Raw genomic sequence first — 18,710 nt, forward strand, 5'->3', positions numbered from 1 at the left:
TCACCCAGCCCGCTGAGAAGGCGGCGGTCGTACCGGCGCATGAGCGCACGCTGGTACCGCGGCAGGTCCACGTCCTCGGCGGGACTGCCGGTATAGAGCCTGAAGATCGCCTCCTGCAGACGCTGGAGCTCGGGCGAAACCGTCACCTCGGGCAGCGCCCGCGCCGGCGCCCCCCCACACCAGGCGCGAGCAGTCGAGCATCGAGGTCACCGCCGAACTCGGGCTGCTCAGCCGGCAGCCCGCCTGCCCGGAGATCGCCACAGTTTCCCCCGGCCACAGCGTCACGTCGCGCAGCGCCTGCGGCCCGTCGGCATCGATCTCCTCCGGACCGCTCAGCAGATTCCAGGCCATGGGAAGGGAAACGCTCAGCGGCGAGGCGAGCACCCAGGCCAGGATCAGCAGCAGGGCGGCACCGATGGCGAGAACGGCATGGCGAATCCAGTGGTGGATGGGGAAACGCCGTCGCTGTTCATACAGTGACAGCGAGCCGTGCTGGAGCACGTGCCGTTCCGCGTCGACCTCGACCTCCGCCGCCGTCATCGGTAGGCGCTCCCACAGCGGCGGCAACCACGAACCCGGGTAGGTCAGGTCGAGATACTCCATGCGGGGAACGGCAACACTGATGTTCGTCTCCTGGACGGTCTGCCGCGTCATCACCCGCTCGAGCGGCCCCCTCAGGCGCTTCACGTCCACCGCTTTGCCGCCGATGGGCCACTTCGGCGCGGCGAGATAGCGCCAGACGCCGAGCAGGGCCACGACGAGCGAGGCCGCACAGCCCCAGGCCAGATCGGCATAGGCGAAAACGAGCGCCCCCAGCATCCCCAGAAGACACACAAGCGCGCCCGCGCTGCCGCGCGTCTCGGCGTCCAGTCTCAGCCGGGCCTCCTCACGGGTTTCACGACGCTGCCCGAGCAGGGTCACCGCGCTCTCTTCGGCGCCGTTCCCTCCGTCCCGCGAAGCCGTCGCCGAAGCGCTCGCACCCGTGGTCGCCGTCGCGGAGGAGGAGGAGGAAGAGGCGGCGGAGAAGTCGTCGGAGGCCACGCGGGCCTCGGCGCGCTCGCTGCGCCGGTCGAGCTCGACGGCCTCGGTCAGCGTCCGGCCATTGAGCTGCACCACCAGCGCCGTCCGCTTGGCCAGGACGACCTCCGCCTTGTTGTAATTCGCAAGGACGTTGCGCAGCCGCTGATGCAGCTCGACCTCGACGCCGTCGATGAGGTCGTGATACTGCCCCTGACCGGCATTGTTGCCCGTGATGCCGTGGCGTGCGTACAGCCCGTTGAGCTGACGAACCTCGCCGCCGTACTTGCGCCCGCTGTAGACCTCGCCGAGCGCCGCACGCTCTTCCTCGCTCAGCCCGCGGGAGGGGGCACTGTCCTGAAGCACACGGAATCGGCGCTTCGACGCCCGTCGCCGGCCTTGGTAACTGATCACGCTGACAATCGAGACAATCAGCACGACCCCGAACAAAAGGATCTGTAACCCTTCCATGAGACATCCTGCATCATCGAACGGGGGGACCGTCCACGAACCTGCAAACGGACGAGGCACCGAGGTCCGGCCCGGGAGGTCGACGAACGATAACCGGGCCATAAACCGACGCCCCGCCCTGTTCACGACGGCACGCAAAACACGAAGACAGGCTGCATCTCCTCCTTTGAGAACCATCGTCGCGGGTAGAAACGACGCTGCCGGAGAGGAACGCGCGCCAAGCGCGAAACTCTATCTTTCCCGATGCCCCCCCGCAACGGCGCCCGCCCGCGATGCACACGTCCCCGTCGCACGTCCGCCATCGCCTGACAATCGCCCGTGCTCGCCGCTGCCCGCGGCGACCGCCATACTGCAAGACACGCCTCCCGGCACGGGCCTCCGGGTTTCCCGGTGCCGCCGGCCGCCCCCGGGAGGGCACTCAAAAGCACTGGACCGGGAGGAGTCGGGACGCAGCGACACCCGTGCCTCGCTACGTGGCCGCCTGGCCCGGTATACTCCCCGGCCACCACGCCGCAGCCCTTGGACCCATGCAGCCCCAGCAGTACTGCCGCGACAAGGCCGCCCCGCCGGGCTCCAGCCTCCACTACGCGCTGCTGTTCGCCGACGACGCGGACAGCCGCGAGGCGCTGCTCGCGGTCAACGCCGTGCACGCCGAGCTCACCGCCATCCCCCGCGAGGTCTCCGACCCCGGGGTCGCTGCGGCCAAGCTCGCGTGGTGGCGCGAGGAGGTGGGACGCGCCCTCGACGGCGGCGCCCAGCATCCGGCCGCCCAGGCACTGGCCGCGGCGAATGCGCGCCGGGCCCTGCCGCGGGACGATCTGGAGGCGCTGCTCGACGGGGTCGCCATGGATCTGGAGTACGGCGGCTACCCGAGCTTCCGCGAGCTCAGTGTTTACTGCCACCGCCTCGGCGGCGGGTCGGTACGGCTCGCGGTCGCCGGGTGCGGCGCTGCACCGGACACCGCCGCGACCCTCGCCCACGACCTGGGCATGGCCCTACCCCTGCTCCGGGGCCTGCGCCGGCTGCGCCCGGAGCTGGAGGCCGGACGGCTGCACCTCCCGGAGGACGAGCTGGCGCAGGCCGGTCTGGAGCGTGGGCAACTGCTGCGCGAGCCCGACAGCGAACCCGTGCGCGCCTTCCTCGACGGGCAGGCCGCCCGGATCATGGACTTTCTCGACAACGCCCTAGCCGCGGTCCCCGACGCGGAGCAGCGGCGCCTGCTGCCGCTGACCGTCCACGCGCGGCTGTACCGTACCCTGCTGGAGCGCCTGCGTGCCGAGGGCATGCCCGTGCTTCAGCAACGCCACCACCTCACGCCCGTGCGCAAGCTCTGGCACGCCTGGCGGCACGCCCGTCGGGCGCGGGCCGCACACCGGCGACACAGCAACGGAGACACACAATGACCGCCCTCCCCGTCCAGCCGCTGCCGATCCCCGACGGGCCCGCCGCACTGTCCGGCCACCGTGTGCTGATCACCGGCGCCGGCAACGGCCTGGGCCGCGCCACCGCGCTGGCAGCCGCGGCCTCCGGCGCCACGGTGGTGCTGCTCGAGCGCACGGTGAAGGCCGCCGAGGCAGTCTATGACGAGATCGTCGCCGCCGGCGGCCCGGAGCCCGCGATCTACCCCATGGAGCTCGCCGGCGTGGGCCCGGACGATCTGGCGGAGCTCGCCGAGCGTCTGCGCGAGGGCCTCGGCGGTCTGGACGCACTGGTCCTCAACGCCGCGGAGATCGGCCAGCCCGCACCGCTGACCCAGTACGACCCGCAGGTCTGGCTGCGCACCCTGCACGTCAACGTCAACGCGACATTCCTGCTCCTGGCCCACTGCGCACCGCTGCTGCTGGAGTCCCCCGCCGGCCGGGTGCTGTTCATCAGCGACGAGGCCGGCCGTGAAGGCGTTCCGTTCATGGGGGCCTACGGGGTCTCCAAGTGGGCGCTGGAAGGGCTCATGCACACCTATGCCGCGGAGCTGCCGGATGACACCCCGCTGCGCCTGGCAAGCGTGGACCCCGGGCCGGTGCGCACCCTGCTGCGGCGCACCGCCTTCTCCGCGGAGACCGAGGGCGCGACCCCGCTGCCGGAGGCGGTGGCCCCGGGCATCGTCGAGCTGCTGGATCCGGCCACCCCGCTGGAGCAGGCGGCGCGGTTCACCGCAATGAGCGCCGCCGACGAGGAGGAGTAACCCCCCGCGTTGGCTTGAAAAATATTGACACCCTTCACAGTCGGGGGACGGCGATCGGGCCTATGGTGGCCGGGATTACATTGGGGGCGGGGTTCGGCGTACCCACGTGAGCCCGCCCGGAACAATCCCAACCCACGGCAATGGACGCGACGACATGGACGCAGCACGCGCTGTCGAGAGGATTATTGGGTCCGGCTACCGCCTGGCCAGCATCCACACCACGGACGGAGACCGGCTCGTGGCGCTGTTCAAGCGCCTGACGCTGACCACGGGCCGCGCGGTCTACCACTGGCGCGCCGGCGCCGGACTCTACCGGCTGGGGATCGAGCATATCCTCATCCCCCGCACCCGCACCCCCTCGGAAGTCCTCTCCTACATCCGGGCGAGCCGCCACTTCGGGATCTACGTCCTGGAGGGCTTCGACGAGGCGCTCCGGCGCCAGTCCGTCGCCGACGACCTCACCGCCATTGCGGACGGCGCCGGCGACACCCAGCGGCTGGTCGTGTTCGTCGGTGAGGCCCCGCCGATGCCGGCATCGCTGGAGGGCCGCGTCGCCCGCGTCCGCCACAACGGCACCAGCGAGGCCCCGCGGACCGCCGGCACCCCGGGCTGACACCGACGCCTCACCCCTGCCCGGCCGCCACACCGCGCTTCCCGCACAGGTCCGTCACCGGGCACTCCGCGCAGCGCGGCCGCGGCCGGCAGTGCTCCTTGCCCAGCTCGACCAGATAGGCATGGTAGTGCTGATACGCCTGCGGCGTGCCCGCCAGGGTCGTTTCCAGGCGCTCACGCAGCCCCTCGTAGGGCGGCTCGTCGTCGAGCCAGCCGTAGCGCCCGAGGATGCGATAGGTGTAGGCGTCCACCACGAAGACCGGACGGTAAAAGGCATAGAGGACGATGTCGTCCGCCGTCTCCCGGCCGACGCCGTGGATGTCCAGCAGATACGCCCGCAATGACGGCGTCTCCCTCGCCGCCAGCCCCTCGGCGCCGCCGGCGGCCCGCCAGGCGGCGCACAGGGCCTGAAGCCGCCGCGTCTTCACGTTGAAGTAGCCGGCCGGGCGTATCGCCTCCGCCAGGGTCTCGTGGGGGGCATCGCCCATGGCGGCCGGGTCCAGAAGCCCGGCCTCGGTCAGCCCGGCCATGGCCCTTTCGACGTTACGCCAGGCGGTGTTCTGGGTGAGCACCGCGCCCACCGCCACCTCGAAGGCATCGCGTGCGGGCCACCAGCCGAGATCGCCGTACGTGGCCTCCAGCCGCTCGAAAAGCCCGGCGAGCACGTCAGCGCCGTCCCTGGCGGCGCCCTCCGCCGCCACGCCCGGTACGGGGCCGGCGCCGCTCCGCGGTGTCGGCCACGGGCAGGCCGACGAGCTCGTAGAGTTGACGCACCTCGCCGGGCTTGAGCGTCGCGTGCTGTCCCTGGCGCAGCCGCGGCGGCAGCTCCACCGGTCCGAACTGCACGCGGATCAGGCGGCTGACCTGCAGCCCCTGGGACTCCCAGAGCCGGCGCACCTCGCGGCGACGCCCCTCGCGCAGGCGCACCCGGAACCACTCGTTGGCCGCCTCCTCCGGCGACAGCGGCTCCACGGACTCGAATCGCGCCGGGCCGTCCTCCAGGGTCACCCCCTCGGTGAGCCGGGCGATGACATCGTCGCCCACCCCGCCGAACACGCGGACCGCGTAGTCCCGGGGCAGGCGATAGCGCGGATGCATCAGGCGGTTGGCGAGCTCGCCGTCGGTGGTGAACAGCAGCAGCCCCGAGGTGTTCACGTCGAGGCGCCCCACCACCACCCACCGCCCCCGGCGCAGCTGCGGCAACCGCTTGAACACCGTCGGCCGGCCCTCGGGGTCGGAGCGAGTGGTCACCTCGCCGGCGGGCTTGTGGTAGATCAGCACCTGCCGCGGCGGCGGCTCCACCGCGGTGCGGCCCAGCGGCCGGCCGTCCACCGTGATCCGGGCGTGCGGGCTGACCCGGTCGCCCAGGGTCGCGGCACGGCCGTCCACGCGGACCCGGCCGTCGCGAATCAGCGCCTCCATCTGCCGGCGCGAACCCATGCCCGCGCGGGCGAGCACCTTCTGCAGTTTCTCGGTCCCGGCGGTGTCGGTCATGTCGTCTCCCCGTCGTCCCCGGCCTCCGGCAGCCGCAGGTCCAGCTCCGGGTGCTCGGCGTCCGGGTCGCGCAGCTCCATCAGCGTCGGCAACTCGTCCAGCCCCTTGAGGTTGAAGTAATCCAGAAAAGCCCGGGTCGTGCCGAACACCGCCGGCCGCCCCGGCATCTCGCGGTGCCCGACGACGCGCACCCAGCCCCGGTCCTGGAGGGTGCGCATGATCGAGCTCGCCACGCTCACGCCGCGGATCTCCTCGATCTCGCCGCGCGAGATCGGCTGGCGGTAGGCGATGATGGCGAGGGTCTCCAGCAGCGCCCGGGAATAGCGCCCGGGGCGCTCCTCCCACAGCCGCGACACCCAGGGCGCCAGGTCCTCGCGCACCTGGATCCGGTAGCCGCTCGCGACCTCCGAGAGCTCGATGCCCCGGCCCTCGTAGTCCGCCGCCAGCGCCGTCAGGGCCTCTCGCACCGTCGCCGGTGCGGGCATCTCATGGTCGGCGAACAGCCCCCGCAGACGCTCCACGGACAGCGGCTCGTTGGCGGCGAGCAGCGCGGCCTCGAGGATGTGACGCAGCTCGGGCTCACTCATCGTCGTCGTCCTCCGGGGCATCAGCGGTCCCACCGCCGCCGGCACGCAGGTGGATGGGCGCGTAGGGCTCGGCCTGCACGATCTCCACCAGCCCGGCCTTGAGCAGCTCCAGGATGGCGAGGAAGCTCACCACCACACCGTCCCGGCCCTCCTCCGGGGTGAACAGCTGCGTGAACGGCGTGAACCGCTCCCGGGACAGCAGCGCCAGGGTGTCGGACATGCGCTGGCGCACCGACAGCGCCTCCTCGCGGACCTGGTGATGGGTGTACAGCCGCGCGCGCTCCAGCACCCCGGCAAAGGCGGAGAGGAGCTCGCGCAGCGACACCTCCGGGTCCGCCCGGGTGCGCCGCCGATCCGGCGCCCGGGCATGGGCCGGGAAGATGTCCCGGGCCACCCGCGGCAGGGCGTCGATGCCCTCCGCCGCCTGCTTGTAGCGCTCGTACTCCTGGAGCCGGCGCACCAGCTCGGCGCGGGGATCGGCCTCCTCGTCCTCCGCCGCCGGCGGCCGCGGCAGGAGCATCCGCGACTTGATCTCCGCGAGCATGGCGGCCATCACCAGGTACTCCGCGGCCAGTTCCAGGCGCATGTCGCGCATCAGCTCGATGTAGCGCATGTACTGCCGCGTGATCTCGGCGATGGGGATGTCCAGGACGTCCAGGTTCTGGCGCCGGATGAGATAGAGCAGCAGGTCCAGCGGCCCCTCGAACGCCTCGAGGAACACCTCCAGGGCATCCGGCGGGATGTAGAGGTCCCGGGGCAACTCGGTGACCGGCTCGCCCCGGACATGGGCCAGGACCTCCTCCGCCGTCGGCAGCGCCTCGGAATCGTTCACCGGCGCCCGTGCCCCGTCACCGGTAGTCCAGCCCCATGGCGCCGCGGACCTCCTTCATGGTCTCCCGCGCCACGCCCCGGGCCTCGGTGCAGCCCTCGGAGACGATGCTGCGCACCCGCTCCGGGTCCTGCTCCAGCTCCCGGGCGCGCTCGCGGATGGGGTCGAGTTCCGCCTGCACGGCGTCGATCACCCGCGACTTGCACTCCAGACAGCCGATGCCCGCCGAGCGGCATCCCTCCAGGACCCACTCCTGGGTACGCTCGTCGGAATAGAGCTTGTGGAAGTCCCAGACCGGGCACTTGGTCGGCTCCCCGGGATCGGAGCGCCGCACCCGCGCCGGATCGGTGGGCATGGTGCGCATCTTGCGGTCCACCTCGTCCGGCTCCTCGCGCAGCGAGATCGCGTTGCCGTAGGACTTGGACATCTTGCGCCCGTCCAGCCCGGGCATCCGCGGCGAAGGCGTCAGGAAGGCCTCCGGCTCCGGCAGGATGGTCCGCCCGCCGCCCTCGAGGTAGCCGAACAGCCGCTCGCGATCGCCGAAGGTGATGTTCTGCTGCTCGCCGAGCAGCGCCCGGGCCTGCTCCAGGGCCTCGATATCGCCGTGCTCCTGGTAGCGCCGGCGCAGCTCGTTGTACTTCTTGGCGTTGCGCTTGCCCATCTTGCGCACCGCCGCCTCGGCCTTCTCCTCGAAGCCGGGTTCGCGGCCGAACATGTAGTTGAAACGCCGCGCGAGCTCGCGGGTGAGCTCCACGTGGGAGACCTGGTCCTCGCCCACCGGCACCGCGGTGGCGCGGTAAATGAGGATATCCGCGCTCTGCAGCACCGGGTAGCCGAGGAAGCCGTAGGTCGCCAGGTCCTTTTCACGGAGGTTGGCGATCTGGTCCTTGTACGTCGGCACCCGTTCCAGCCAACCCAGCGGCGCGATCATCGACAGCAGCAGGTGCAGCTCGGCGTGTTCGATTACCCGCGACTGGATGAACACGTGGGCGAGCGACGGGTTCACACCGCAGGCGAGCCAGTCGATGACCATGTCCCAGACGTTCTCGGCGATGATCTCGCGCTCGTCGTAGGCCGTGGTCAGCGCATGCCAGTCGGCGATGAAGAAGAAGCACTCGTGCTCGTGCTGGAGCTGCACCCAGTTCTTGAGCACCCCGTGGTAGTGCCCCAGGTGAAGCCGACCGGTGGGGCGCATGCCCGAGAGCACCCGCATCCGCTGCGCGTCGTGGCTAGTCAAACCGCCTCCTCTGTCTCGTGGTCCGTCGCGTCGGGGCGACCATGATAACCGCGCCCGCGCGGGAACGCAGCGTCGGCGCTCAACCGCCCTCGAACAGGCTCGCGTCGCCGGCGCCGCGGCGCACCACCTCCGGCGCCGGCCCGGTGAGATCGACCACCGTGCTCGGCTCCATGCCGCCGGGGCCGCCGTCGACCACCACGTCCACGCGGCTGCCGAGGCGCTCGCGGATGAGTTCGGCGTCGGTCATCGGCAGCTCCTCGCCGGGCAGCAGCAGCGAGGTCGACATCAGCGGCTCACCGAGCTCGGTGAGGATGGCCTGGGCGACGCGGTGATCCGGCACGCGGATGCCGATGGTCTTGCGTTTGGGGTGCTGCAGCCGCCGCGGGACCTCGCTGGTCGCGGGCAGGACAAAGGTGAAAGGCCCGGGGGTATGGGCCTTGAGCAGCCGGAAGGTGTTGTTGTCCACCCGGGCGTACACGCCAATGTCGGAGAGGTCTCGGCACGCCAGGGTGAAGTTGTGATCGTCGCCGAGCCGGCGGATCTCGCGAATGCGGTCCACGGCATCCTTTTCGCCCATGCGGCAGGCCAGGGCGTAGGTGGAGTCGGTGGGATAGACGATGACGCCGCCCTGGCCCAGCACCTCCACGGTGCGCCGCACCAGGCGCGGCTGCGGGGTCTCGGGGTGGATCTGGAAGAACTGGCTCATCGCGCCTCCTTGTGAGCGTTGCCGGCATGGCCCGGGGCACGGGCCCGGTCCCCGCAGTGTAACGGCACGGCCGCGGGCAGGCGATGTGGTATGGTTCCGGGCATTTCCACCCCGAGCGGAGGGCGGCCATGTACTACGTAATCTACAGCACCGATGTCGAGGACAGCACGGCGGCCCGCGCCAGCGCGCGACCCGACCATCTCGCGCGGCTGGAGGCGCTGCGCGACGAGGGCCGGCTGCTGCTCGCCGGGCCGATGCCCGCCATTGACAGCGAGGATCCGGGGCCCGCGGGCTTCGCCGGCAGCGTGGTGATCGCGGAGTTCGACTCCCTGGACGACGCCCGGCGCTGGGCCGACGACGATCCCTACGTCGCCGCCGGCGTGTACAGCGGTGTCACCGTGCAGCCGTTCAAGCGGGTGCTGCCGTGAGCGCGGAGCGCCAGCGCATGATCGAGGAGCGGCTGCGCGCGGCGATCCAGGTCGAGAGCATCGGCGTGCGCGATGACAGCCACCTGCACGCCGGCCACGCCGGCGCCCGCGCCGGCGGCGGTCACTATCACGTGCACGTGGTGAGCCCGGATTTCGAGGGCCGGGGAACTCTCGCCCGTCACCGCATGGTCTACGCCGCCATGGGGGACGCCATGCGCAATGACGTCATCCACGCCCTGGGCATCACCGCCCTCACCCCGGCGGAGGCCGGGGAGGACGGGTGACGCCCATACATCAAAGTCCCAGCAACCGGGAGAGAGCATGAAAAGACAAATCGTTGCGGGCCTCGGCCTGGCCCTCGCCATCGCGGCGTCCGGGGTTCAGGCCGACGAGCCGGTCGTGAGCGTCAACGGCGACGTGCTCACGCAGACCCAGTTCGACCAGGCCGTCAACCAGAGAACCCGTGGCCAGGGCGGCCAGCTTCCGGAAGGGCGCAAGCAGGCCTTCCTCCAGCAGCTGGTGGACCTCGAGATCCTCGCGCAGAAGGCCGCGGAGCGGGGCGTCGGCGACGACCCGGCGGTTCAGGCCGAGCTCGCCAACACCCGCCGTGCGATCCTCGCGCGGGGGCTGATCGAGCGGATCGCCAAGGAGGACATCGACGAGGACGCGATCAAGGCCGCGTACAAGAAGCAGTACGCCGACAAGGCCAAGGGCAAGGAGTACAAGGCGAGCCACATCCTGGTGAAGGACGAGAAAACCGCCAAGGAGGTCATCGGCAAGCTCGACGACGGTGGCGACTTCGCCGACCTCGCCAAGGAGTACTCCACCGGGCCGACCGGCAAGCGCGGCGGCGATCTCGGCTGGTTCGGGCCCAACCAGATGGTGCCGGCCTTCAGCAAGGCGGTGCAGGCCCTGGAGCCGGGCAACTACACCAGTGAGCCGGTGAAGACGCAGTTCGGCTGGCACGTCATCCGGCTGAGCGACGTCCGCCAGGCGAAGGCGCCGAAGCTCGCTGAGGTGCGGGACCAGATCAAGCAGACGCTCGCCCGCCAGGAGATCCGCAGCCGCCTCGACGAGTGGCGCAAGGACGCCGAGGTCGACTACCAGGCGGACTGGGCCAGGCAGGACGGCAACGGCTCGAAGTAGCCGCCGCCCGCGCGACGGCGGTCACCGGCGCAGCCGGTGGCCGCCGTTTTCGTCAGCTCTGGCCCTGCTCGCCGTCCGCCGCGGCCTCGAGCCGCTCCAGGTGCTTGCGCGCCAGGGTCTGGAAACGCGGGGTCAGACCGGCATCCTCGTAGATGGGATCGCCCTGCTCGTCCTCGGCGACCACGCGGCCGCCCTGCACGTAGGGGAAGGCCGCCTCGATCTCGTCCAGGGCGGTGGAGAGCAGGTCCGTGATGATCTGCTCCTGGGAGCGCCCCGGGTACATCTCCTCCAGGGCCGCCAGCTTGGCGGCATCATGCACGGGCAGCCGCACGCAGTAGGCGTTGCGGGTTCTCGGCTCGCTGGCGGACTCCTCCCAGCTCTCCAGCAGATCGCGAAGCTTCACTCGACACCTCATCCAGCCGTTACTACTAATCTTCTCAGAGGTCTTGTCATGCGTCAGAGCGCCACAGCGGCCCGGTGGCGGCGTTGCGCCCACCGAGAACATGGCACCGCACCGGTGCGGATACAAGACCCGCGTTACTCGCCGGCGACGGTCATGCCCTCGACGACCAGCGAACCCGTGCGAATGCTGCCCCGGGTATCGACATCCCGGCCCACAGCGGTGATGTGGCGGAGCATCTCCTTGAGGTTGCCGGCGATGGTGATCTCCTCGACCGGGTAAGCGATCCGCCCGTTCTCGATCCAGAAGCCGCTCGCGCCGCGGGAATAGTCGCCGGTGACGGTATTCACGCCCTGTCCCATGAGCTGAGTGACCAGCAGTCCCTCGCCAACGTCGGCGACGAGCTCGTCCAGGTCCTTCTCACCGGGGGCGACGCAGAGGTTATGCACGCCGCCGGCGTTGCCGGTGGTCTCCATACCGAGCTTGCGCGCGCTATAGCTGGAGAGCACATAGCCGCGCAGCACACCGTCCACTACCAGCTCGCGATCGCGGGTCGCCACGCCCTCGCCGTCGAACGGCGTGCTGCCGAGCGCCCCCGGGAGATGCGGCCGCTCACTGATCGAGAAGCCGGCGGGGAAGACCTGACGGTCCAGGTGGTCCACCAGGAACGAGGCGCGGCGATAGAGGCTGCCGCCGGAGATCGCGCCGACGAAATGGCCGATCAGCCCCCGCGCTGTGGACGGGTCGAAGATCACTGGCACCTGGCGGGTGCTCAGCCGCCGCGCCCCCAGCCGGGCCACGGTGCGGCGCCCTGCCTGGCGGCCGACCTCGGCCGCCGACTCCAGCCACTCCGGTGCACGCGCCGCGGTGTACCAGAAGTCCCGCTGCATGGCGTCGCCCTCGCGGCCGAGGACCGCGCAGCTGATCGCGTGCTGACTGGCCGGGTAACCGCCGATGAAGCCGTGGCTGTTGCCGTAGACGCGCACGCCCTCGCCGGCGGAGACCTCCGCACCCTCGGAATTGGTCAGCCGCGAATCCACATCGAGCGCCGCACGCTCGGTCTCGCGGGCGAGCTCGATGGCCGCCTCGGCGCTCACGCCCCAGGGGTGGTGGAGCCCCAGGTCCGGGACGTCCCGGGCCAGGAGACCGGCATCGGCGAGGCCGCTGCAGGGGTCCTCGGAGGTATAGCGGGCGATCTCACAGGCGGCGGCCACGGTCTCGTCGATGGCGCCGGCGCTGTAATCCGCGGAGCTCGCCTCGCCCTTGCGCTGACCGAAGTACACGCTCACCGCAAGGCCGCGGTCGCGCATGTGTTCCAGGGTGTCCACCTCGCCCTGGCGCACCTTGACCGACAGCCCCTGACTGGCGTTCGCGGCCACCTCGGCGGCGCTCGCGCCGCGCTGGCGCGCCGTCTCCAGGGCGCGCTCGACCAGTGTCTTCAGCTCCGCCACCGAGGGCAGACCGCGGTTGCAGTCGCGTTCACTGCTCATGGAAGAGGCTCCTTCAGGTCTGGGTTCCGCCCACGGTGAGCGCGTCCACCTTGAGCGTCGGCTGGCCCACGCCCACCGGCACGCTCTGGCCGTCCTTGCCGCAGGTGCCGATACCGCCGTCCAGGGCCAGGTCGTTGCCGACCATGGACACGCGGGTGAGCACGTCGGGACCGTTGCCGATAAGCGTCGCGCCCTTGACCGGGCGGGTGACGCGGCCGTTCTCGATGAGATACGCCTCGCTCGCGGAGAACACGAACTTGCCGGAGGTGATGTCCACCTGGCCGCCGCCGAAGTTCACCGCGTAGAGCCCGCGGTCCACGGAGGCGACGATCTCGCCGGGGTCGTGGGGACCGGCGAGCATGTAGGTGTTGGTCATCCGCGGCATCGGCAGATGGGCGTAGGACTCGCGCCGGCCGTTGCCCGTGGGCGCCTCGCCCATGAGCCGGGCGTTGAGGCTGTCCTGCATGTAGCCCTTGAGGATGCCGCGCTCGATGAGGACGTTGTAGCCGGTGGGGTTGCCCTCGTCGTCGACGTTCAGAGAGCCGCGCCGCCCCGGCATCGTGCCGTCGTCCACCACGGTGCACAGCGGCGAGGCGACGCGCTCGCCACGGCGGCCGGCGAAGGCCGAGGTGCCCTTGCGGTTGAAGTCCCCCTCCAGGCCGTGCCCCACCGCCTCGTGGAGGAGCACGCCGGGCCAGCCGGGACCGAGCACCACCGGCATGGTCCCCGCCGGCGCCTCCACGGCGTCGAGCTTGAGCAGCGCGAGCCGCACCGCCTCGCGGGCATAGCCGAGGGCCTGGTCGCGCTCGGTGAACACGGCATAGCCGGTGCGCCCGCCGCCGCCGGCCATGCCGCTCTCGCGGCGCTCGCCGTCGGCGACGATCACGCTGACGTTGAGCCGCACCAGCGGGCGCACGTCCGCGGCGAGCCGGCCGTCCGAACCGGCGACCAGGACCACATCGTGCACCCCGGAGAGGTTGACGATGACCTGCTCCACCCGTGGGTCCTGACGCCGGGCCTCGGCGTCGACGCTACGCAGCAGCTCGACCTTCTCGTCCGAGGTAAAGGTCTCCAGCGGGTTCACGGGCTCGTAGAGCGAGCGCCCGCTGGCCGCCTGCCACGCCTGGAGCCGCCCGCTGTCACCGCTGCGGGCGATCGCGCGGGCCGCCCGCGAGGCCTCCAGCAGTGCGGGCATGACGATCTCGTCGGAGTAGGCGAAGCCGGTCTGCTCGCCGCTGATGGCGCGCACACCCACGCCCTGGTCGAGGTTGCGGCTGCCGTCCTTGATGATGCCGTCCTCCAGCACCCACGACTCGTGGCGGCGCTGCTGGAAGTACAGGTCCGAGGCGTCCACGCCGGGGCCCATGAGCTGGCCGAAGACCCGGTCCAGATCGGACTCGGCGAGGCCCGCGGGCGCGAGCAGGCACTCGCGCGCGAGGCCCAGGTTGCGCTCCATGACTTCGCTCGTCATCGCTTACCTCCGCATACCGCCGGCCCGTGGCCGGCGTTGTCGTTCCCCGGCGCGGGCGGTCAGGACCGCCGCGCCGCGTAGGCTGCCGGACGCCGGTGCTCGAGGGCGGGGATACGCCGGCGCGCGGCCGCCACCGCGTCCGGGTCGAACGCCGCGGTCACCGCCCCGGGTCCCTCGCCCTCGGCGAGCACCACGCCCCAGGGATCGACCACCAGGCTGTGGCCCCAGGTCCGACGGCCGCCGGGATGGGAGCCGACCTGGCCGGGGGCGAGCAGCCACATGCCGTTCTCGATCGCGCGGGCGCGCACCAGCACCGTCCAGTGCGCCTGCCCCGTGGGTACGGTGAAGGCCGAGGGCAGCGCCACCAGCTCGCAGCCGGCATCCGCCAGCCACCGGAAGAGTTCCGGAAACCGGACATCGTAACAGACCGCCAGGCCCAGCCGACCGAGCGGGGTGTCGACCCAGGCCGGGCGGTCGCCGGGCTCGAAGGTCGCGGACTCGCGATACCCCTCGCCGGCACCGAGGTCCACGTCGAAGAGATGGATCTTGTCGTAGCGCGCCCGGCAGTGCCCGGTATCGTCGTACACCAGGCAGGCGGCGCGTACCCGCGCCCCGTCGTCGCCGTGCAGGGGAATGGTGCCCCCCACCAGCCACACGCCGCTGGCCGCGGCGGTGTCGGCGAGCCAGCGCTGGATCGGGCCGTCCCCGGCATCCTCGGCCACGGCGAACTTCGCCTGCGCGTCGGCGCCGAGAAAGGCGAAATTCTCGGGCAGCACCACCAGCCGCGCCCCGGCCGCCGCGGCGTCGGCAACCGCCGCGGCGGCGGCGTGCAGGTTCGCGGCGACATCGTCACCGGAGTTCATCTCAACGAGCGATACTTGCGCTTTCACCGTCATTCAGCCCCCGTCCGGGCGTACTCCTGCTCTGGTTCCCCCTGTCGATCTCCAGGGGCTCGGTCTTCGGGTCGTCGAATGACCCCGTGACCCGATAACGGTAGCGGTTCAGCCGATCGACGTCGTCACCGAACACCCGCTGGGCGAGGAAGAGGAGAACGGCCCCCGGCGGGCCACCCGCCAGGCCGCCGATCAGCGGCAGTGCGGAGGAGACGCGGGGCGTGACCGTCACCGTCTGGTCGAGACGCTGGGTGACCAGGTTCACCGGCCCGGCGATGTCGATCCGCCCCGCCGGCCCCTCCAGGAAGAACTGCTCCGGCGTGAGCACCCCATCGCTCAGGTTCAGCGCCGCCTTCACCCGGTCGACGGCGAGCCCCTCGTCGGTAACGTCCGAGAAGTCGAGCAGCAGGCGCCGCGGCAGCAGCGGCAGACTGAGCAGCCCGAGCACCCGGCCCGCCCCGGGCTCCACCGAGGGGAGCACCGCATCCTTGACCTCGAAGCCCACGCGCCCATCCATCGTGGCGACCTCCGGCTCCAGAAGCCGGCCCGGCCAGCGCAGGGTCGCATTCAGCCGCCCGGAACCGCCCTCCAGCGCCCCGGGGTAGCCGAGCCGCTCCAGCGCCGCGCCCGCATTGCTGGCCTGGACCTGGACCTTCAGGCGCACCCCATCGGCCCCGCCCTCACCGGTCACGGTCGCCTCCATTACCGGATTTTCGACATGCAGCCGGCGCAGCCGGTTCCCCGCCCCGGGGGGCGCCAGGTCGAGCTCGACGCGGCCGAAGCGGTAGTCACCCACGGTGAGATCACCGACGCGCACCTGCGCCGCCGGCAACCGCTCGACCGTCTCCCGCGGCCCGCCACCGCCCTCTCCTCCGCTGTCGACAGGAGACAGGCGGGCGCGCTCGAGGTTGACGGACAACGGATCACTCCCGTCCGTCGGTGGGATGCGGAGCTCGCCCAGCAGGTCCGGACCGCTGAACGCGACCCGCCAGCCGCGGTCCTCCGGGCGGGCGGATAGATCGACGTCGCGGGCCTGGTAGCCGTCCAGGTGCAGATGGGCGACGCGCAGCGAGACCGTCAGCGGCGACGGCAGGGCCTGGACCCCGGCCGGTGCCGCACCGGCCAGGCCGCCCGGAGCGAGGGTGTCCAGGCTGCCGGTGATACGCGTGCCGGCCTCCGGCAGGGCCGGCACGTCGCCACCACCGAGGGCAATGGCGGCGGTGGTCACGTCGGTGCCGTCCAGCGCCAGGCGCAACGCCGCGCGATCGCCCCAGACGACGGAGACCGGACCGGCGAGGCCATTCCGGCCGGCCGCCGCCTCGGCACGCAGGGCCAGGGCCCCGTCCGCGGCCTTGCCGAAGCCACCGGGCAGATCCACGGCCATGCCGCGCAGATCCGAGCGTACGCTCACGTGCATGTCCCCGTCGCGGCCGTGGGGCGGGAAACCGGGGGCGTCGAGGCTCAGGCGCCAGTCCGCCTCACCCTCCGTCCGCCCGGCGAGCGCCGGCATCCCCGGCAGCAGCTCGGCCACCCCGGCACGCCCTGCGGCGTCGATCATGATGCGCGAGCCGCGACTGTCCAGGCGGGTCTGCGCACTGCTGCGCCAGGGGGCACCGGCGAAGGTCCCGGTGAGCCCGTCCCAGGCGAGGCCGCGCTCGCTGAAGGCAATACGCCCGGCAACGCCGGTCAGCCGGTAGGGCTCGCCATCGAGCGTGACCGTCGCCCCGTCCAGGTCCACGCGGCCGTCGACATCGCCCCGCTCCACCTCCTCGAGGGGCACGTCCAGCTTCAGGGACAGCGGCACCGCCGCATCGCTGACGTGCAGGGCGTCGAACAGCGGCGGGGCGTGCGCGCCCACCGGCGAGTCGCGGAGGAAGTCCAGCATGTCCTCCGCCGGGCCGCGGCTCTCCAGCGAGAGCTGCAGCTGGGCGTGCTTGCCCAGGCGCGGGATGAGCGCCTCGCCGGAGACGAGGTGCGTGCCCTGGTAGGTCCCCGCCTCGGCGGTGACGGTCATGCGGTCGTTGAGGAAGCGCAGGTCGGCGACACCGTCGCCGATCGCCGGCCACTCGGGGTGGAAACTGAAGCGCACGCCCTCGCCGTGGACGCGCACCCGGAACAGCCCCTCGCCGTCGCGGAAGGGCATCGCCCGGAGCGGGCCGTACAGGCGCAGATCGCCGCTGGGCACGCGCCCGTCGACAAAGGCCTGGTCCAGCCAGGCGACGAGCTTGTCGTCCTTCATCACCCGCGCCGGGATGTAGTGGGAGACCCGCGAGACCACGCCGTCGCGCAGGCTGGCGCTCAGGTCGAGGAAGGGGCCGTTCTCCATGCCAAGCCACAAGGCTGCGCCGCCGGTGATCGTCCCGTCCGGCGACTCCCACGCCAGCTCGGGGACGTGGATACGCCACAGGCCGTCCTCGCGGTGGCGCCACTCGCCGCTGACGCGGGCGGCGTCCAGGGGCAGCGGCTCACGGAAGAACGCCGGCAGCCTCAGGGTGCCAGTGCCGGTCCGGAGCTGGAAGCGTCCGCCCTGGTCGGCGGCCACGAACCGCCCGCTGATCCCGCCGATACCCGGCCAGCGTCCGTTGGCGGTCAGGCCGGCGTCCTTCAGGTTGGCGCTGACGCGCCAGTCCGTCCCGGAGAGCGAGGCACGCAGGTCGGTGACCGCACCTTCCCCGGAGAGGGACTCCAGCACCTCTGACAACCGCCCGGGCAGCCCCGGCACTGAGAGCATCAGGGTGCGCAGGGGGCCGACCGCCAGTCGCGGCACGCCCAGCCGCCATTCCCCGGGATCGCGCGCCAGGGCCGCCACCGCCATGACCCCGTCGGTGTCGTCGTGACGCCAACGCCAGTCCCACAGGTCCACGCGCCAACCGTCCCCGGCAGGCTGCCAGCGCGCCTGGCCGGTGAGGCGCTGCACGGCAACGCCGTGCAGGGTCATGTCACTGGCGCGCAGGCGGGCACGGACGTCGCTGATCCGGCCCTCCTCGCGCCATGACCACAGCTCCAGGTCCACCCGGCCACTAAGCCCCTCGGGACGCACCGCCGGCGGCAGCCAGCCGGCAAGCCGCGACAGGCGCGCGGCCCGGGCACGCACGTAGGCCACGCCCTGGCCACCATCCGCGGCACCCTGGTAAGCGATGCGGACGTCTCCCTCGACGATGCCCGGGGCCTGGCCCTCGGCGGCGACGCGCAGCTCACCGTCATCGCGCACCAGGTCGGCACTGACCCCGGTGAGGACGACATTGCGCAACCCGCCGCGGCCGATCAGGCGCACGACCCCGTCGCGCAGTGCGATCCGCGACGGCAGCGCCGCCAGTGGCAGCGACGCGGATTCCGCCGGCGCGAGCCCGCCGCCGGGCTGCTGAACCAGCGTTAGCGCGCTCCCCTCGGCAGTGATGCGGGAGGCACGCAGCGCCCCTTCGGTCAGCGAGCGCCACGGGTCGATGTCGACCGTCACCGCCGGCAGCTCCAGCCGGGTGTCACCGCCGCCGATGCGCACGTCGGTGAAGCGCAGCTCCGGGCGCCAGCCGTTCATGCGGCCGCTGACGCGCCCGACCTCGACCTCACGGCCGAGGGCCTCGCCGGCGAGGCGGGTCAGCGTGTCCTGGTAGCGGTCGACATGGCTGACGGCAAGACGCGCCCCCACCCCCGCGAGCGCGACGAGGCCGAGGACCAGGGCGAGGGTGTAGAGGACGATTCCCGTCAGACGGCGTGGCGGCGTGGTCGGCACGCGGGCGGCTCCCTCCC

18 protein-coding genes are annotated in these 18,710 nt (G+C 71.8%); 6 read left to right on the forward strand and 12 right to left on the reverse strand.

What is annotated here, in order from left to right; all coding sequences use genetic code 11:
- On the reverse strand, positions 1 to 1,488 hold the full coding sequence (locus ACEZHJ_RS07390; protein WP_375036385.1) for an IgaA/UmoB family intracellular growth attenuator: 1,488 nt from the start codon (positions 1,486 to 1,488) through the stop codon (positions 1 to 3).
- 527 nt (positions 1,489 to 2,015) lie between these two features.
- On the opposite strand from ACEZHJ_RS07390, the gene ACEZHJ_RS07395 reads away from it, so the two are divergent.
- The 3 genes from ACEZHJ_RS07395 (at position 2,016) to ACEZHJ_RS07405 (ending at position 4,283) form a co-directional block, all read left to right on the forward strand.
- The gene (locus ACEZHJ_RS07395) at positions 2,016 to 2,891 is read left to right on the forward strand and encodes a squalene/phytoene synthase family protein (RefSeq protein ID WP_018718603.1); all 876 of its coding nucleotides are present in this window, start codon (positions 2,016 to 2,018) and stop codon (positions 2,889 to 2,891) included.
- On the forward strand, positions 2,888 to 3,670 hold the full coding sequence (locus ACEZHJ_RS07400; protein ID WP_259202183.1) for an SDR family NAD(P)-dependent oxidoreductase: 783 nt from the start codon (positions 2,888 to 2,890) through the stop codon (positions 3,668 to 3,670). The genes ACEZHJ_RS07395 and ACEZHJ_RS07400 overlap by 4 nt, the downstream gene beginning before the upstream one ends.
- A 154-nt stretch (positions 3,671 to 3,824) precedes the next feature.
- Positions 3,825 to 4,283: a hypothetical protein gene (locus tag ACEZHJ_RS07405; protein WP_018718605.1), complete on the forward strand. Its 459-nt coding sequence runs from the start codon at positions 3,825 to 3,827 to the stop codon at positions 4,281 to 4,283.
- Between the two features lie 10 nt (positions 4,284 to 4,293).
- Here the strand turns inward: ACEZHJ_RS07405 and ACEZHJ_RS07410 are convergent, their stop codons facing one another.
- From ACEZHJ_RS07410 to ACEZHJ_RS07435, 6 genes are all read right to left on the reverse strand, one after another.
- Positions 4,294 to 4,947, reverse strand: coding sequence for an endonuclease III domain-containing protein (locus tag ACEZHJ_RS07410; RefSeq protein ID WP_026321138.1), 654 nt, complete (start codon positions 4,945 to 4,947; stop codon positions 4,294 to 4,296).
- A gap of 1 nt (position 4,948) precedes the next feature.
- Complete coding sequence (gene rluB, locus ACEZHJ_RS07415) at positions 4,949 to 5,776, reverse strand: 23S rRNA pseudouridine(2605) synthase RluB (protein WP_018718607.1); 828 nt, start codon at positions 5,774 to 5,776, stop codon at positions 4,949 to 4,951.
- The gene (gene scpB / locus ACEZHJ_RS07420) at positions 5,773 to 6,363 is read right to left on the reverse strand and encodes an SMC-Scp complex subunit ScpB (RefSeq protein ID WP_163138919.1); all 591 of its coding nucleotides are present in this window, start codon (positions 6,361 to 6,363) and stop codon (positions 5,773 to 5,775) included. Before scpB ends, rluB begins: the two co-directional genes overlap by 4 nt.
- The gene (locus ACEZHJ_RS07425) at positions 6,356 to 7,195 is read right to left on the reverse strand and encodes a segregation and condensation protein A (RefSeq protein ID WP_375036386.1); all 840 of its coding nucleotides are present in this window, start codon (positions 7,193 to 7,195) and stop codon (positions 6,356 to 6,358) included. Before ACEZHJ_RS07425 ends, scpB begins: the two co-directional genes overlap by 8 nt.
- A gap of 16 nt (positions 7,196 to 7,211) precedes the next feature.
- Positions 7,212 to 8,405, reverse strand: a complete 1,194-nt coding sequence (locus ACEZHJ_RS07430) for a tryptophan--tRNA ligase (protein WP_018718610.1) — start codon at positions 8,403 to 8,405, stop codon at positions 7,212 to 7,214.
- Between the two features lie 103 nt (positions 8,406 to 8,508).
- Complete coding sequence (locus ACEZHJ_RS07435) at positions 8,509 to 9,135, reverse strand: L-threonylcarbamoyladenylate synthase (RefSeq protein WP_018718611.1); 627 nt, start codon at positions 9,133 to 9,135, stop codon at positions 8,509 to 8,511.
- Positions 9,136 to 9,263: 128 nt separating this feature from the next.
- On the opposite strand from ACEZHJ_RS07435, the gene ACEZHJ_RS07440 reads away from it, so the two are divergent.
- Genes ACEZHJ_RS07440 through ACEZHJ_RS07450 form a run of 3 tightly spaced genes read left to right on the forward strand, consistent with a single transcriptional unit; the run spans position 9,264 to position 10,709 of the window.
- Positions 9,264 to 9,563 carry a YciI family protein gene (locus ACEZHJ_RS07440; RefSeq protein WP_018718612.1) on the forward strand — a complete coding sequence of 100 codons (300 nt, stop codon included), beginning with the start codon at positions 9,264 to 9,266 and terminating at the stop codon, positions 9,561 to 9,563.
- On the forward strand, positions 9,560 to 9,847 hold the full coding sequence (locus ACEZHJ_RS07445) for a BolA family protein (RefSeq protein WP_163138921.1): 288 nt from the start codon (positions 9,560 to 9,562) through the stop codon (positions 9,845 to 9,847). The genes ACEZHJ_RS07440 and ACEZHJ_RS07445 overlap by 4 nt, the downstream gene beginning before the upstream one ends.
- Before the next feature lie 37 nt (positions 9,848 to 9,884).
- Positions 9,885 to 10,709 carry a peptidylprolyl isomerase gene (locus ACEZHJ_RS07450; protein ID WP_018718614.1) on the forward strand — a complete coding sequence of 275 codons (825 nt, stop codon included), beginning with the start codon at positions 9,885 to 9,887 and terminating at the stop codon, positions 10,707 to 10,709.
- Positions 10,710 to 10,761: 52 nt separating this feature from the next.
- Here the strand turns inward: ACEZHJ_RS07450 and ACEZHJ_RS07455 are convergent, their stop codons facing one another.
- The 5 genes from ACEZHJ_RS07455 to ACEZHJ_RS07475 form a co-directional block, all read right to left on the reverse strand.
- Positions 10,762 to 11,112, reverse strand: a complete 351-nt coding sequence (locus ACEZHJ_RS07455) for a hypothetical protein (RefSeq protein ID WP_018718615.1) — start codon at positions 11,110 to 11,112, stop codon at positions 10,762 to 10,764.
- 134 nt (positions 11,113 to 11,246) lie between these two features.
- On the reverse strand, positions 11,247 to 12,599 hold the full coding sequence (pmbA, locus tag ACEZHJ_RS07460) for a metalloprotease PmbA (RefSeq protein WP_018718616.1): 1,353 nt from the start codon (positions 12,597 to 12,599) through the stop codon (positions 11,247 to 11,249).
- A gap of 13 nt (positions 12,600 to 12,612) precedes the next feature.
- A complete protein-coding gene (tldD, locus tag ACEZHJ_RS07465) occupies positions 12,613 to 14,070 on the reverse strand; it encodes a metalloprotease TldD (protein WP_375036387.1) in 1,458 nt (485 codons plus the stop codon).
- A gap of 59 nt (positions 14,071 to 14,129) precedes the next feature.
- Positions 14,130 to 14,966, reverse strand: a complete 837-nt coding sequence (locus ACEZHJ_RS07470) for a carbon-nitrogen hydrolase family protein (protein WP_163138922.1) — start codon at positions 14,964 to 14,966, stop codon at positions 14,130 to 14,132.
- A complete protein-coding gene (locus ACEZHJ_RS07475; protein ID WP_018718619.1) occupies positions 14,935 to 18,693 on the reverse strand; it encodes a YhdP family protein in 3,759 nt (1,252 codons plus the stop codon). Before ACEZHJ_RS07475 ends, ACEZHJ_RS07470 begins: the two co-directional genes overlap by 32 nt.
- Positions 18,694 to 18,710: the final 17 nt, after the last annotated feature.

It is taken from the genome of Arhodomonas sp. KWT2, from assembly GCF_041949875.1.
In the GTDB taxonomy this organism is placed as follows: domain Bacteria; phylum Pseudomonadota; class Gammaproteobacteria; order Nitrococcales; family Nitrococcaceae; genus Arhodomonas; species Arhodomonas aquaeolei.

Coding starts and splice junctions, on each gene's coding strand:
- ACEZHJ_RS07390 (WP_375036385.1), bottom strand. CDS start 1,488: ATGGAAGGGTTACAGATCCTTTTGTTCGGGGTCGTGCTGATTGTCTCG.
- ACEZHJ_RS07395 (WP_018718603.1), top strand. CDS start 2,016: ATGCAGCCCCAGCAGTACTGCCGCGACAAGGCCGCCCCGCCGGGCTCC.
- ACEZHJ_RS07400 (WP_259202183.1), top strand. CDS start 2,888: ATGACCGCCCTCCCCGTCCAGCCGCTGCCGATCCCCGACGGGCCCGCC.
- ACEZHJ_RS07405 (WP_018718605.1), top strand. CDS start 3,825: ATGGACGCAGCACGCGCTGTCGAGAGGATTATTGGGTCCGGCTACCGC.
- rluB (WP_018718607.1), bottom strand. CDS start 5,776: ATGACCGACACCGCCGGGACCGAGAAACTGCAGAAGGTGCTCGCCCGC.
- scpB (WP_163138919.1), bottom strand. CDS start 6,363: ATGAGTGAGCCCGAGCTGCGTCACATCCTCGAGGCCGCGCTGCTCGCC.
- ACEZHJ_RS07430 (WP_018718610.1), bottom strand. CDS start 8,405: ATGCGGGTGCTCTCGGGCATGCGCCCCACCGGTCGGCTTCACCTGGGG.
- ACEZHJ_RS07435 (WP_018718611.1), bottom strand. CDS start 9,135: ATGAGCCAGTTCTTCCAGATCCACCCCGAGACCCCGCAGCCGCGCCTG.
- ACEZHJ_RS07440 (WP_018718612.1), top strand. CDS start 9,264: ATGTACTACGTAATCTACAGCACCGATGTCGAGGACAGCACGGCGGCC.
- ACEZHJ_RS07450 (WP_018718614.1), top strand. CDS start 9,885: ATGAAAAGACAAATCGTTGCGGGCCTCGGCCTGGCCCTCGCCATCGCG.
- pmbA (WP_018718616.1), bottom strand. CDS start 12,599: ATGAGCAGTGAACGCGACTGCAACCGCGGTCTGCCCTCGGTGGCGGAG.
- tldD (WP_375036387.1), bottom strand. CDS start 14,070: ATGACGAGCGAAGTCATGGAGCGCAACCTGGGCCTCGCGCGCGAGTGC.
- ACEZHJ_RS07470 (WP_163138922.1), bottom strand. CDS start 14,966: ATGACGGTGAAAGCGCAAGTATCGCTCGTTGAGATGAACTCCGGTGAC.